Source organism: Paenibacillus sp. J22P51 (assembly GCF_059692215.1).
Genome location: NZ_JCAUAZ010000010.1, coordinates 93,285 through 106,213, shown reverse-complemented (window position 1 = coordinate 106,213; position 12,929 = coordinate 93,285). Strand labels below are relative to the sequence as shown.

At 49.3% G+C, this 12,929-nt stretch carries 11 protein-coding genes and 1 riboswitch; of the genes, 1 reads left to right on the top strand and 10 read right to left on the bottom strand.

All coding sequences use genetic code 11. The annotated features are described in order from the left end of the window. Positions 1–81: 81 nt before the first annotated feature. The 5 genes from AC58QC_RS20720 to AC58QC_RS20700 form a co-directional block, all read right to left on the bottom strand. Positions 82–855, bottom strand: coding sequence for an arylamine N-acetyltransferase family protein (locus AC58QC_RS20720; protein ID WP_497417072.1), 774 nt, complete (start codon positions 853–855; stop codon positions 82–84). A gap of 161 nt (positions 856–1,016) precedes the next feature. Beyond that, a complete protein-coding gene (locus tag AC58QC_RS20715; RefSeq protein WP_497416970.1) occupies positions 1,017–1,928 on the bottom strand; it encodes a polysaccharide deacetylase family protein in 912 nt (303 codons plus the stop codon). A gap of 11 nt (positions 1,929–1,939) precedes the next feature. Next, positions 1,940–2,200, bottom strand: a complete 261-nt coding sequence (locus AC58QC_RS20710; protein ID WP_497253117.1) for a YqkE family protein — start codon at positions 2,198–2,200, stop codon at positions 1,940–1,942. Between the two features lie 51 nt (positions 2,201–2,251). Continuing rightward, the gene (locus AC58QC_RS20705; protein ID WP_497416969.1) at positions 2,252–4,087 is read right to left on the bottom strand and encodes an APC family permease; all 1,836 of its coding nucleotides are present in this window, start codon (positions 4,085–4,087) and stop codon (positions 2,252–2,254) included. A gap of 100 nt (positions 4,088–4,187) precedes the next feature. Then, positions 4,188–4,339: riboswitch (cyclic di-AMP (ydaO/yuaA leader) on the bottom strand. 209 nt (positions 4,340–4,548) lie between these two features. Next, the gene (locus tag AC58QC_RS20700) at positions 4,549–4,983 is read right to left on the bottom strand and encodes a GNAT family N-acetyltransferase (RefSeq protein WP_497417071.1); all 435 of its coding nucleotides are present in this window, start codon (positions 4,981–4,983) and stop codon (positions 4,549–4,551) included. Positions 4,984–5,166: 183 nt separating this feature from the next. Between AC58QC_RS20700 and AC58QC_RS20695 the strand changes: the two genes are divergently transcribed. Continuing rightward, positions 5,167–6,600 (top strand): MFS transporter, encoded by a 1,434-nt coding sequence (locus AC58QC_RS20695; protein ID WP_497416968.1) that lies wholly within the window; start codon positions 5,167–5,169, stop codon positions 6,598–6,600. 76 nt (positions 6,601–6,676) lie between these two features. Here AC58QC_RS20695 and AC58QC_RS20690 read toward each other — a convergent pair whose 3' ends face one another. From AC58QC_RS20690 to AC58QC_RS20670, 5 genes are all read right to left on the bottom strand, one after another. Beyond that, positions 6,677–7,906 (bottom strand): NAD(P)/FAD-dependent oxidoreductase, encoded by a 1,230-nt coding sequence (locus AC58QC_RS20690; RefSeq protein WP_497416967.1) that lies wholly within the window; start codon positions 7,904–7,906, stop codon positions 6,677–6,679. Positions 7,907–8,092: 186 nt separating this feature from the next. Next, positions 8,093–8,875, bottom strand: a complete 783-nt coding sequence (locus AC58QC_RS20685) for an EcsC family protein (RefSeq protein ID WP_497416966.1) — start codon at positions 8,873–8,875, stop codon at positions 8,093–8,095. A 119-nt stretch (positions 8,876–8,994) separates the two neighbouring features. Next, complete coding sequence (locus AC58QC_RS20680; protein ID WP_497416965.1) at positions 8,995–9,999, bottom strand: polysaccharide deacetylase family protein; 1,005 nt, start codon at positions 9,997–9,999, stop codon at positions 8,995–8,997. A 405-nt stretch (positions 10,000–10,404) separates the two neighbouring features. Then, a complete protein-coding gene (locus tag AC58QC_RS20675; RefSeq protein WP_497416964.1) occupies positions 10,405–12,075 on the bottom strand; it encodes an ATP-binding cassette domain-containing protein in 1,671 nt (556 codons plus the stop codon). Next, a complete protein-coding gene (locus AC58QC_RS20670) occupies positions 12,066–12,875 on the bottom strand; it encodes an ATP-binding cassette domain-containing protein (RefSeq protein ID WP_497416963.1) in 810 nt (269 codons plus the stop codon). The genes AC58QC_RS20675 and AC58QC_RS20670 overlap by 10 nt, the downstream gene beginning before the upstream one ends. Positions 12,876–12,929: the final 54 nt, after the last annotated feature.

The following is a 12,929-nucleotide window of genomic DNA, read 5'->3' as shown; positions in this document are numbered from 1 at the left end:
TGCAAATGGAGAAAAGCTACCGTTCATTGATTGACACGGTAGCCTTTTAATAGGTGCTTATTCAGTTAGCGTTTAACATTACTAATGTGAAAGATTAAGACCAAAATAGGTTAACAAAGCTTCTTTATACGCCTCATTTGTCTGTGGAGTGTAGGTCCTTACACCCTCAGCGCTGAAAATGCGGAACTCGCGGTCAGCGAGTGTATGCCGTCCCTCCGGCGTGCGAATCGCAACAATCGGGGTTTTGTTGAAAATGGAATCCGGAGCATGTTCACACCAGAAACTTGCAAATATATAGTCTTTCGGCAGCTGTGGTTCCTCTGTAAAGGAGTAAATGCGATTCCATCCGCTGTCCTTCTGTTCGCAAAGCGCCCAGCCATAATAGGGATCATTTTCGAGGCGGTAGAACTCTTCTCCTTGTTGCTGTACAAGACCTTCGATCAAGGAAATCGGTCTGCGGGGTACTATCCCGCCTACACCAACATCGCACAGATAGTTGACGCCTTCGGCTTCTACCTTCAGGACGTGATGGCGCCTTTTTGGTGGAAGATCAGTGCCGTCGCGCCAAAATCGGGCAACCAAATCAGTAACCGTGTAACCAAGTTCCCGCAACAGCCAGCCGAATAAGGCATTTAACTCAAAGCAGTACCCGCCGCGCTGGCGTAATACAATCTTATGATATAGATCCTGCGGATCCAACGATAAAGCTTTACTCTCCAGAATATCCAAATTCTCATATGGAACCGTGTACAGATGTCGTTCTTGCAGATCGCCAAGCGTCTTTGCGCTGCCATCAAGTGAACCATTAAAACCGATGCGATCGAGATAGCTCTGAATCTGATTGTTTTTACTAATCAACGTTACTACACCGTCCTTAAGCGTGTTGTGTAATTCTAAATACCCATATTATCATTATTAAATATTTTAGGATGATCTCCTGCTGCTAGTAACGCAGCTTTCTTGGCTATTTCAAAGAAAAAGGCATATTTGTAGGGCATCTTTCCACCGGAACTCTATTAGAGTCCTTTAGTATCTATAGAAGCGAGCTGCACAAATCGAAAACCTGCTTTTCGCAGCTCTGGTATCGCTTTGATAAATCCCTCGGCTGTATCTTTCTCTGGATGGTTCATATGGGCGAGTACGATAGCGCCGCTTTGCGCCTTGATTAGTGCTCTGTACACCTGCTCTGTGTTGTAGGTTGCGCCTGCATCGCCGAGCACGTTGTACCCTGCAATTTTCAAGCCTAGATCATGAACGACAGACGCTGCAACATCATCGTAAAAGGCAGTACCCGAACGGAAAAATAAGGGCCGTCTCCCCGTCAGCTTCTCAATCTGATCCGCATTGTCCTTCACTTCATGAATGACATCCATGACGTTCTTCGTTCCTGCGATGCCATAGGCCGGCTTGCCGCTCACGGATAAGGGCCTGTGCTCAGTTCCGTGATTTTCGATCTCAAACAACGGATTTGCCGCCAACGCTGCAAAAATACCCGGTTGGGCGGCGATCCATCTCGCATTGATAAATAGCGTCGCCGGGATATTTTCCTTGATCAAATAGTCGATCAGTTTCTCATCGTAACCGCTGCCTTCTGTTCCCCCGCAAGCATCGAAGGTCAAGGCTATGACTCGTTCCTCCGTTACCAAATGCGTTTGCACACCAGGGACATTCTCCCCCCATTTGGTTGGAATGCTTGCTGCGTAGCGGTCGATCAGATTCTTTTCCAGCGATGCAAATGCCGGGACGGACGTGGGATCTACCAAGTCTGATGAGGCTGTAGACGCCGAGCCGGTTGGCGTCGGTGTCGGTGTCGGTGTTGGTGTTGCCATAACTACTTGAGCAGAATCAGGCAGTGGCGTTGTTAAGGCAGCCGATCCCACACACCCTGCAAGCGCTATCATCGCACTTAAAAATAAAAGGAGGCACATCGTGCGCCCCCTCATTTGTGTTTCCGCCAATCCAATTTACTTTTCTCCAGCTGATAAGCAAAATCATTTTCAAGGCGCTTCTCTTCCGCCTTGCGAGCCGCCTCTACCCTGGCCCTCTCTGCGTCCTTCTTTGCTTGCTCTTCCGCTTTCATCGCGTCAGCCTGGGCTTTGAGTCCTTCCAAAATTTCCGGACGCAGCAGATCCTTCAGGGTTGCTGGTTTATCTTGCACGCTAGCCGCAGCTGGCGTCATTTTAGCTTTCTTTTTCACCATAATAAGGTCACCTCGTCTACATGTTCTCCCTATTATTGTACACGTACACGTCTATTGGTGTAAATGATACGGCACTGTCGCAACAACGATATCCTTATCGGCTTGAAGCTTCGAGCGGATACGCGCAGCGGACTGATTATGGAGCAGACGGTGCCACCATTTTTTCGGCATGAATTGAGGGAGAATAACCATGATAGACTGCTTCTCTGATACGTGCGTGTCGATTCGGTCAATGAATTCAGCTAGCGGCTTCAGGATCGTTCTATACCGTGATTTGAACACAACCAGTCGAACACCTGGATCCCAGATCTGCCACTTCTCCTGCATCGATTCCTCATCTTCATCCGAGAAGGAGACATAGAAGGCGATAACGTTAGGCGAGAGTGACTTCGCATAGTTCAGCGATTGCTCTACAGCACGGTGAATCCCAGCCACGGGTACGATAATGACGGGTTCTTTGGTACAAACGCGGTCTTGTGTGATATCAATGCGCAGCTGGTTGGCTACGTCATCGTAATGGTGACTGATCTTCGTAATTAACCAGAGTAGAATCGGTGTCACGATAATGACGATCCAAGCACCCTCGCTAAATTTAGTCACAGAGAAAATGATAAGAACTGCAAAGGAGACGATGCCGCCAAGGCCGTTAATGATTAATTTGCCGATCCAGCCGGATACGCGCTCCTTTAACCATTTACGCACCAAACCCGCCTGAGCTAGTGTAAAAGATAAAAATACGCCGATCGCATAAAGCGGAATAAGTGCATCGGTCTTACCCTTAAAGCCAACCAGTAGAAAACTTGCCAGCACGCCAAGCGTGATGATGCCATAATGATACGAAAGTCGATCCCCACGGAATGAGAACATGCGCGGGAAGTTCTTGTCTTGGGCCATGATCGACGCCAAGATGGGGAAGCCATTAAAGCTCGTATTGGCCGCCAGCACTAGAATTAGCATTGTAGCGATTTGGGTCGCATAGTACATAACGCCACGGCCAAAAGCTTGCTCCGTCACCATCGACAGAACCGAAGTGTGCCCATTATGATCTGGGGCAATCCCATACCCTAAGGCGATCAGCGTTACACCGCCGAAGACGATCGCCAACAGGCCGCCTAAGGAGAGGAGCGTACGTTTGGCATTTTTGACTGATGGCGTTCGGAAATGCGGAACGGCATCGGAAATCGCTTCGATTCCCGTTACAGCTGAACAACCAGACGAGAATGCCTTAAGAAGTACGAATAAGGTTAATGAGTTCGTCGCTGCGCTTGGTGTGAAATCAATGGCATGCGTATTGAGTGAGCCCGTCATTAAATCGAAGATACCTTTACCCACTAACAATAGAATACAAAGGATGAAAAAGTACGTCGGAATCGCAAAAACTGTGCCTGATTCGGAAGTGCCTCGCAAATTAATCCAGACCATAATCCAAACCAGAAAGATGGTAAGCGGAACAATATACGGTACTGCAGAAGGAAAAGCCGAAGTAATCGCCTGCACACCTGCCGAGATCGAAACGGCCACGGTCAAGGTATAATCGATCAGCAGTGAGACACCTGTTAGTCGTCCCCATACCATTCCTAAATTTTCTTTGGTAACCATATAAGCGCCGCCACCCATAGGGTAGGCCTCAATCACTTGCCTATAGCTCAACACGAGCAATAAAATCAATGCGATGATCGAAATCGCAATCGGCAAGGAGAATGCAAATGCAGCAATCCCCACTGTTGCGAGTTCTAACAGAATTTGCTCCGTCCCATACGATACAGAAGATAAGGCATCAGAAGACAGGATGGGGAGCGCTTTCCAGACAGGCATTTTCTCCGACTCAATCTCACTCGACTTTAGCGGCTTACCAAACACAATTTTCTTCAATGAATCACTTGTCATTTCGTGGTCGTTCCTCCAATTAAAGCTAATCTCATAGATCTCATTTGTAAAATGGACGCAAAAAAACACAAGGATCGACCTTGTGTTTTAAACACATGTTCTCCTTTCTCACGATCGCTTACGAGGTTAGCTGCCGGGTTCGGGCCGCGAGAAATCTGCCCTAAAAGGTACATCATATCAGTACCATTATTCACCCCATGTTACTCGTGGTTCCCCCGCTTTTCTTAAAAGAAAATTAAGCGAAATATTCAACTGTTCATGTACGTGTTGAATACTACTCTCTTCTACCAACATAGTAAAGGTGGGAATAAACGTAAAAAGCTCTCTTCCACCTCGTGATTCCCCCAATAATTCGCTTACAATTACCTGATTCGTTGATTATCTTCCATTTTCGTAGGGACTCGAGGTATTTTGTGAAAAGTGGCGTGCTAGAACGAACATACCAGGTTAAAACGAAGTAATTAGTTGGAAATACTCCAGTTCATGGTGTAATTCACCCAATCCACGCGAGTTCCACCCCTTTTATCAAAAAACTGTTGTGCACGATGATTGTCCGGTGCGGTGATCCAAGACATGTAGGCATAGCCGTTTTCCTTGGAGTAGCTTTGGCATTCCCGGAACAAGTCTTCTTCCACAGTAGTTCCCCGAAATGGTTCGAGAAGGAACAGGTCGTTCATGATCGTAATGGGACTAGCCTTCATCGTACTCCATGCAAAATACAGAGTCGCAAAGCCAACGAGCTCGCCTTCTTTTACGGCAACAAACTGAATACCGCCTTGTTCCTGAAGTAAGGTACTGATCAGACGATGGATATCAGCGGACTCGGGCCGCGGCTTCTTATAAAAGCCTACAATATAGCCAACCATCAGCTCTTTTAATGCCTCCAAATCTTTCATTTCTGCCTTTCTTATCGTATGTTCCACTAGATTACCCCCCTGCATTTTATGAATAATAATACATTTTAACGAATAAATATTCAATCATCAACTAATTTTAACCATGGCCAATTCATTGACACACCGTAACCACCATGCTAAACTGTAACAAAATGTATTATAGTTTTAGATCGGATGGTGAAAATGTCAAACAACGCAATCACTTCTAATAAAGGAACTACGCACGCTCAATCAGAGTTACCTAGCCGCTTACGAGAAACTCCTGTCTCCTGGTTGCTCTGTTTTACCATTGTACTGGTGATCATGAACACGATGATGTTCAATCTGGCTTTGCCCAAAATTTCCGTACAATTCGAACTTAGCCCCTCAACGGCATCATGGATTGTCACGGGGTATTCGATCGTTTTCGCTATCGCTTCGATCACCTACAGCCGCTTGTCCGACTTTGTGCCCATTCGCAGGCTCTACGTCATTGCCCTGCTTTCGCTCGGCGGCGCATCCATCCTTGGGCTGTTCACGAACAGCTTCGAGCTATTGCTGCTTACAAGGCTGATTCAAGCATCTGGCGCAGGCGCGATTCCATCGCTTGGTATCGTTCTCGTAACCCGCTACATTCCTTTGTCTCGTAGAGGCAGAGCCATGTCGCTCATCCTTTCCGCTGCTTCACTTGGCTTAGGACTCGGTCCCGTCGCAGGCGGATCCATCGTTCAGTATTTGGGATGGCACTTCCTGTTCGTCATTACCGGTGTTACGCTTCTGCTTATCCCTATATTTCTTATCTTACTCCCAAAAGAAAAAGCAGAAAGCGGCTCGTTCGATTTCATCGGTGCGCTGCTTCTAGGGATTGGGACGACGGGGTTGCTGCTCTTCCTAACTTCGAAGAGTGTCGTTGCCCTCCTCGTGGGATTGATTGCGCTTGCCCTGTTCGCGCTGCGCATTCGCCGAGCCTCTCAACCGTTCGTGCTGCCTGCCCTTTTCGGCGACAAGCCTTATATGGCGCTTGGCGCAATTGGCGTAACTTCCTATATGATCAGCTTCGGCTTCCTGTTCCTTGCGCCTCAGATGCTTGCTCGAGTTTTCGGTTTAGCTCCGCTCACTTCGGGACTATTGCTCTTCCCAGGCGCTCTGATTGCCATGCTGGTGTCGAACCGTGTCGGTCGCATCATTGACCGTTATGGCAATACTGATTTGCTGCGCTACGTGCCATGGTTGATGTTACTTTCTACCGTACTGCTAGCCCTGACTGCCAGCTATTCCTATTACTGGATTGCCGCGCTCTACATCTTAGTCAGCATCAGCTTCACAACACTTTCCAGCGCTGTATCTAATGAACTATCTCGGCAATTGACCAAAGAACGCGTCGGCTCAGGGATGGGCTTGTTCCAATTGTTGCAATTTTTCAGCGGCGCATTCGCCGTCGCGCTCTCGGGCAGTGCGCTAGTCTGGCAGAAGTCGCTGCCGCTCGAACGTGCTTTTGACAACCTGATCTGGGGTATAGCGGTTATTGCGCTCCTAACGATAGGCAGCTCCATCTTATACAGGAGTTATGCAAAAAAGAAGCCCTCAGCAACGGAGACGGCAGGAAGAGCAGCTGTTCCTGCGACTGCAGCTGAATAAATAAAAAAAGCTGATTTGAGAGCTGTGGTTATTGCCACTGCGTCTCATTTCAGCTTTTTTGGTATGTTACTGAACATTAATTCGGTACATGATAATTGCGGGTTGTGGATTTTTGCTTCCAAATCATTTTCTTCCAAATGAGTGGAATACCGCCGATAAGGTATAAATAGCGGGCATCGATCATTTTTTTGATAAATGAGGCCAAGCGGCCCTTCACTTTCTTGACTTTGAGCAAACCAACAGCCTCCCCGCGGCCTAAGGATGCTACCGTGCCTTTGAAATCATATACAAAAGGCTTCAACTCTTTGCCTCGAACAGACTGAATGAGATTCCTAGCTGCATTATAGCCCTGTTGGACAGCAATTTGGGCATTCGCAGGATATGGCGTACCTTCTGGGCTTGTAACAATCGAGCAATCACCGGTAATGAAGATCTCTGGAAATTGATACGAACGTAAGCAGCTATCTACTTTGACCCGGCCACGCTGAACATCGAACCCCGCTTGCTGCAGCAAGGAATTGCCGCGAATCCCCCCCGACCACACGACCGTGCCTGCACGAATGAACTCGCCGTTGCCGAGAATCACCCCTTCTGGCGTACATGCCTTGATCGCGGTGGATAGCTTATATTGCACCCCTTTGCGGCGCATCACTTCCATCCCATACTCGATCAAATCCTCCGGAAGACCGGGAGGCAGCGCTGATGAGGAAGCTTCCACATTATAAATACGAACATCCGCTGGATCGACATCGTAGGTTTTACATAGAATAGGAACGCGGTCCGCCAGCTCTCCGACAAACTCCGTACCTGTAAATCCCGCGCCGCCAACAACGAAGGTTAGATAATCCTTGCGCTTTGGAGCCATCTTGGACTTGGCAAACATATATTCAATATGCTGCCGAATGAAGCGGACACTGTTAATGCTTTTTATAGACATAGCATACTCATTCATGCCCGGAATACCGAAGGTTTCCGTCTCACTTCCTAATCCAATGACGAGATAGTCATAATCGAGCGTAGCCTCTTCCAGCACAATCTTCTTATCACTAGGCAAAATCTCTCTAACCGTCGACTTCACGAACCGAATCTTCTGTTCATCAATCAAATCCGAAATGGTTACACGCGCGTTATCATGGTGATCTGTACCGGCAGCCGGCATATGCAGATGTGTCGTAATAAAGTGATAGTCATGCTTATTGACCAATGTGACGTCCATCTCATTCCTTCTCATCTTTTTCTGCAGCCTTATCGCTGTGACAAGTCCGCCGTAGCCTGCGCCTAGAATAACGATTCTGGGTTTACTCATTTGCCTCAACACTCCTCCAGTTGTGAAATTAATCACATATATGCTTGTGAAAATAATCACAAATCTTCACAAGAGAAGCCGGTTACCGACTCTCTTATAGTGTATGCGTGATTTTCAAAGAAATAACTGTCGGTTTGACTATTTATGAAAATAAGGCGTGAAAAGCAAGCCGATCCATAGCGCCTACTACGCCTCAAAGTTTGCGTCCAACTCTGCCGCTTTGTCTTGCAAATTGCGCAGCCGATAGCAGTTCATGCCTGCCACGCCAAGCTCCTCGAGCAAGCCAAAGTTGGCCCATGCGCCCACTACAGCCCCGATGCCGGGGATGAGCTGGAGCATTTTACGAAAATCAATCGTATCCCGATACTCCTGCTGAAGCTGCAGCCAATTCACTTGATTCATATAATCTGCGGCAGGAGGAAAGGTCCGCGAGATGGCAGGCCAATTTTTTATCGTGTGGAGCAGCTCCGGCTTCTTCTTCGTGCTCGAAAAGGCCAATTGAAACACATACAGAATGAACAATCTTTCTCTATAATCCCGGGTCGAATACCCGTAAATATGCGCTAATTCAAAAAGGAATTTCAGCTTAATCCCGATCAGAATCGGAAAATCAGCAAGCCCCAGCAGAATACCACCCGCTCCCGCACCAGCGCCCTCGGCGGCGGCGATCTTTTTGTAAAGAGACAGCAGTTCCTCTGCTTTCGCATCGCGATCTGCCATGGATATAGATACGCCCTTTAGTGGCTCAGTCGCAGGCATATAATTGATGCCAAAAAGAGTCGTTTGCACAATCCCTTTGACCGTTGCCGTGATCGTATTGTGGATTTTCTCTGGGATCACTTGGTTGATGCGGTTTTGAACGGATTTGGAGGCGCGCTCAATCAAGTTGGGTTGCTTTTGCAGACGTATTTCCCAGCGCTTGAGCTTTCTCTGCATCTGCTGCTCGTAAATGGTATACCCTTGATCCATTGCCCCACCGCCGCCCTTTGTCATTGTTCGTTTAAGTATAATATACCGCGAGAAGGGGCTCAAGGTGACTGGTGGGTCGGATGGGATAAATGAGCGACTGTACTCAAAAGGCTGTTCCCCTAATTAGTTTTTGGGAGCTTGCGAATGAATGCGTTCAGGTTTTCTTCCCCGTTGATAAACAGCCTTTTGAGTAGGTATGGGGACTGCTGATTGGTTGTGTAACCTTGATCGATCGTAAAAGCGTACCGAAAGCCGTGATCCTTTAAGAGCTTTAACGTTGTTTTGTTATATTCACCATAGGGATAGCAGAATACGTCCGCTTGTGTGCCTAGCTTTTCCTCAATTAACTTTCTAGCTTCCGTGATCTCGAACGCTTGTTGTTCCGCTGGAAGCTGAGGGAGATGCGGGTGTGTCATGCCATGAGGCTGAATGTCCCAGCCGGTATCTTGCAGTTGCTTGATCTGTTCCCAATTCAAATAACCATCGTGCTCGACCATGCCTGGTGACATAAAGAGTGTCGCAGGGAACGCGTATTTGGCCAGAATAGGCATGGCCTCTTCCACATTATCCACATAGCCGTCATCAAAAGTGAGCAATACTGGCTTCTGTGGCGCCGTTTGCCCACCTTCACCCTCTATAAGGCTAGTAAAGGTTGCGAGTGTAATCGGGGTGTATCCATGGTCATCCAGATATTTCATCTGCTCCTCCAGCTTTGCTGGGGAAATAACGACAACATTTCCCGGGTCAATTGTGACGCTATGGTAGTTGAGGACGGGGATGCTGATTCTGGACGGTGGAACGTAAGTGACCGCTGTAACGGATGTTGTCTGAGGTGGTGGTATGTCCACTGGAACTGATGGGGGCGTGTCCACTGGGACAGATGATGTTTGCAGTGGGGCTGGGTCGGCTTGGACTTGGAGAGGCTGCTCGAGCTTGTCCGGTGTAATGATTTGAACCTCAAACGACGGTGCTGGCGCGGGAGATTCGATTAACTCCTCGGCTTGTGCTTCTATGAGAATCTGTTCGGATGAGGGGTTAAGCCCACTCATGTAAAGGAGAAATAGCAAGGTAAAGAGGCCAGCTAGTAGCGAGTAAAATAAGATTCTCTTTCTTTGGATGTTCATAGCTCACCAACCATTTCTAGAGTAATAGTCTATTACTCTATTTGTAAGCAATGGTTGAGAGAATTATTCCTAGATTCGGATGGGCGGCAGTTTTAGCGCAGAATAAGAACCCAAGGCTTGCTAATGCGAGCCTTAGGTGGGATATTTCGTGAGATTAGATCATTGCGGGTGCTAATGGGCTGTATGACGAAATCTTCCCCTCCTAACGGACACTGAAGACGTTAATTGGGCTAGAATAGTTCTTTTCAGGAACGAACGGACACTACAGCCGTTAATTAGGCTTAGCTACCCGAAAACGCTCTGAATGAAGGTGAATAGCGTCCGATGTGTCCGTTAGCTTATCAAACGGCTGCATATTATCAAATAACTTCTCTTATGTCCGTTAGCTTTTTACTAGTCGAGTAATTACGTATAAAGCAGTATTCCCCATGCGAGAAGAGCACCTACCACTAAGAATGTATCAGCTAGCTGCCATTTCAGCGTATTCTTCCTCAACAGCAATGTCTTGCCATCCATTTGTTTCATTTCCATCGCAACGGTCATTTGCTCCGCTTTGTGGAACATCCCTAGTAAGAGTGGAACGACCAATGCAGGAATGTCGCGCACCCGAACACTGCCTTGACGGACAGAGGCTTTGCCCCGGGCTCGTACGATTGTCGCAAATTGCTGCCACTCCCGTAGGATGAGCGGAATGAAACGAAAAACAAACGAAACCGCCAAGGAGAAGGATGCCACTGGCAGCTTCACCTTGTATAAGTATTTCAACGCCCAGTTTAGCCCCTGTACGAGCTGACCGTAAGGGGTCGACATGGCAAGCCAATAACCTGCCATCAAGACGACAAATAAACGTGTCAGTATGAAGGTTGTGCTCCAGCCGTTGTCGGCTGCGTAGCCTAGCGGAGAGAACTCAATCCCCGCCAGCGCGACAGAAAAGATCAAGAAAATCGCATAGGACGTTGCGACTTTGAGGATTCCGCGCACGACACTGCGCGGGAGGCCGAGAAACGCGCAGCCGACGAGCCCTGCGGCCACCGCGACGCCGCCCCACCCCTGCTGCCCCATCGTACCGATGGCGAGCAGCAGATAGAGCAGCCACTTCGCGCGCGGATCCAGCCGCAACCACCCTGCCTGCGGCTTGGGTGGTTGCACCTGCGGCCGCTGCGGTGGCTGCGTCACGCTTGCTGCGCGCGTGGCAGCTGGCGGCGCCACTTCCGCAGGCGCCGAGGCGCTGCTGCCTCCTTCGCGCAGCGCAGCCAAGATCGCCGACGCGGCAAGCGCCGGCGTGAGCTGATCCGGCGTGATGGCGATGCCAACGCGTGCCAGCTCTTGTGCGGCCTCCGCGCAGCTCGGGAGGCCAACCCCAGCGCGCACCAGCACCTCGGGCGCGCGGCAGAGCTCTTGCGGCGAGCCGTCGAAGACAAGCTCGCCTTGGTCTAGAACGAGGACACGGTCCGCTAGCGGAAAGAACGTGTCCAGGTCGTGCGTGGCGATGACGATTCCGCCACGGGTTCGCGCGCGCAGCATGCGCAGCAGCTCGCGCACGGCGGCCGCCTCGAGGCCGGCGGTTGGCTCATCTATGAGGAGCCAACCCGGAGCCGTGGCGAAGGTCGTCGCCAGCGCGAGCCGGCGCTGCTCGCCTCCGCTGAGCGCGAAGGGCGAGCGATCCATGGCGAATGCGCCATGAGGATCCAGTGCATGAGTCGCATCGCGGATGCGGCGTTCTCGTTCATCCGTTGGCAGCTTGTACGGCCTGAGCGAATAGGCAAATTCTTGGCGTATGCTTCGTGCGAACAACTGCTGCTCCGGAAATTGGAACGTTAAGCCGAAGCGAAGCAACTGCTTGGGATCCACCTTCGTAGGTTTGAGCCAAATGGGCTGCTCATCCAATGTAATCATTCCAGCATGTGGTTTCAGTAAACCCGACATCACTTGCAGCAGCGTAGATTTCCCTGATCCTGCATGGCCGATCAGCAACGTCACGGTTCCCTCTTGCAATGTAAAGCTTATATCTTGAAGGAGTGTCACATCCGACGAATCCGGAGCTGTTATCCTTATTCCTTTCAATGCTATCGACATGAGATCGCCTCCGCTAGTTCTTCCATATTCAGCGGAAAGTGTTGCAAGGTAAGTCCCTGCTCTAGCAGATTCATCGCCGTTTGTATCACAAAAGGCGGATCAAAGCCAAGCTCCACACAAGGCGATAATTTCTTCTCAGCTTCTCCGTAAAAGAACTTGCGCGGCTCCCCGTCAAAGGTAATCCTACCCGCACCAAAACCAACTACACGGGTCGCATCCGCCACCTCTTCCAACCGGTGTGAAATCCAAACAATCGTCGTTCCACGCTGATGCGCTTGACGTACAACTTCACGAACATCCTTGCGTGAAGCAGGATCCAGCATTGCCGTCGGTTCATCCAAAAGAAGGATCTCTGGACGAGATGCTAGTGCTACAGCGAGATTTACTAGCTGCTTCTGTCCACCTGATAAGGTAGCCATCGTGCGATCTGGCGAAAGTGATAAGCCTACGGCCGATAACACATCCACATACCAGCCCCTGCGTTCCTCAGCCGATAACTGCTGCGCTTGCGGCATTAAGTCTAGTTCTTCCGCTATTGTTTCTCCTATGAACTGCGCATCTGGCAACTGGAGTACGCCTCTTATCGTCGAAGCCACATCGTTGGTTCTGCGTTGAATTTGCCCTTCCGACAACGGGTTCAAGCCTAGCAACACGCTAGCAAGTGTACTTTTCCCGCTTCCATTTGGTCCCACGACAGCTATCCACTCACCTCTATGAATGTCTAGTGAAACGCCTGACCACACGCGCCGCCCTTCTCCCGACTCCATTCGATAGACGATAGAAGCATTCCTTAATGACATTAATTTCTCACTTATAGACATATGTAAAAAGTCCCTTTCACTTTTCTAGCAGTT

What these genes read in the sequence shown, in the direction of transcription:
- AC58QC_RS20700 (WP_497417071.1), bottom strand. Translation starts at nt 4,983, where the DNA reads ATGAAAGATTTGGAGGCATTAAAAGAGCTGATGGTTGGCTATATTGTA.
- AC58QC_RS20690 (WP_497416967.1), bottom strand. Translation starts at nt 7,906, where the DNA reads ATGAGTAAACCCAGAATCGTTATTCTAGGCGCAGGCTACGGCGGACTT.
- AC58QC_RS20705 (WP_497416969.1), bottom strand. Translation starts at nt 4,087, where the DNA reads ATGACAAGTGATTCATTGAAGAAAATTGTGTTTGGTAAGCCGCTAAAG.
- AC58QC_RS20715 (WP_497416970.1), bottom strand. Translation starts at nt 1,928, where the DNA reads ATGTGCCTCCTTTTATTTTTAAGTGCGATGATAGCGCTTGCAGGGTGT.
- AC58QC_RS20695 (WP_497416968.1), top strand. Translation starts at nt 5,167, where the DNA reads ATGTCAAACAACGCAATCACTTCTAATAAAGGAACTACGCACGCTCAA.
- AC58QC_RS20685 (WP_497416966.1), bottom strand. Translation starts at nt 8,875, where the DNA reads ATGGATCAAGGGTATACCATTTACGAGCAGCAGATGCAGAGAAAGCTC.
- AC58QC_RS20675 (WP_497416964.1), bottom strand. Translation starts at nt 12,075, where the DNA reads ATGTCGATAGCATTGAAAGGAATAAGGATAACAGCTCCGGATTCGTCG.
- AC58QC_RS20670 (WP_497416963.1), bottom strand. Translation starts at nt 12,875, where the DNA reads ATGTCATTAAGGAATGCTTCTATCGTCTATCGAATGGAGTCGGGAGAA.
- AC58QC_RS20680 (WP_497416965.1), bottom strand. Translation starts at nt 9,999, where the DNA reads ATGAACATCCAAAGAAAGAGAATCTTATTTTACTCGCTACTAGCTGGC.
- AC58QC_RS20710 (WP_497253117.1), bottom strand. Translation starts at nt 2,200, where the DNA reads ATGGTGAAAAAGAAAGCTAAAATGACGCCAGCTGCGGCTAGCGTGCAA.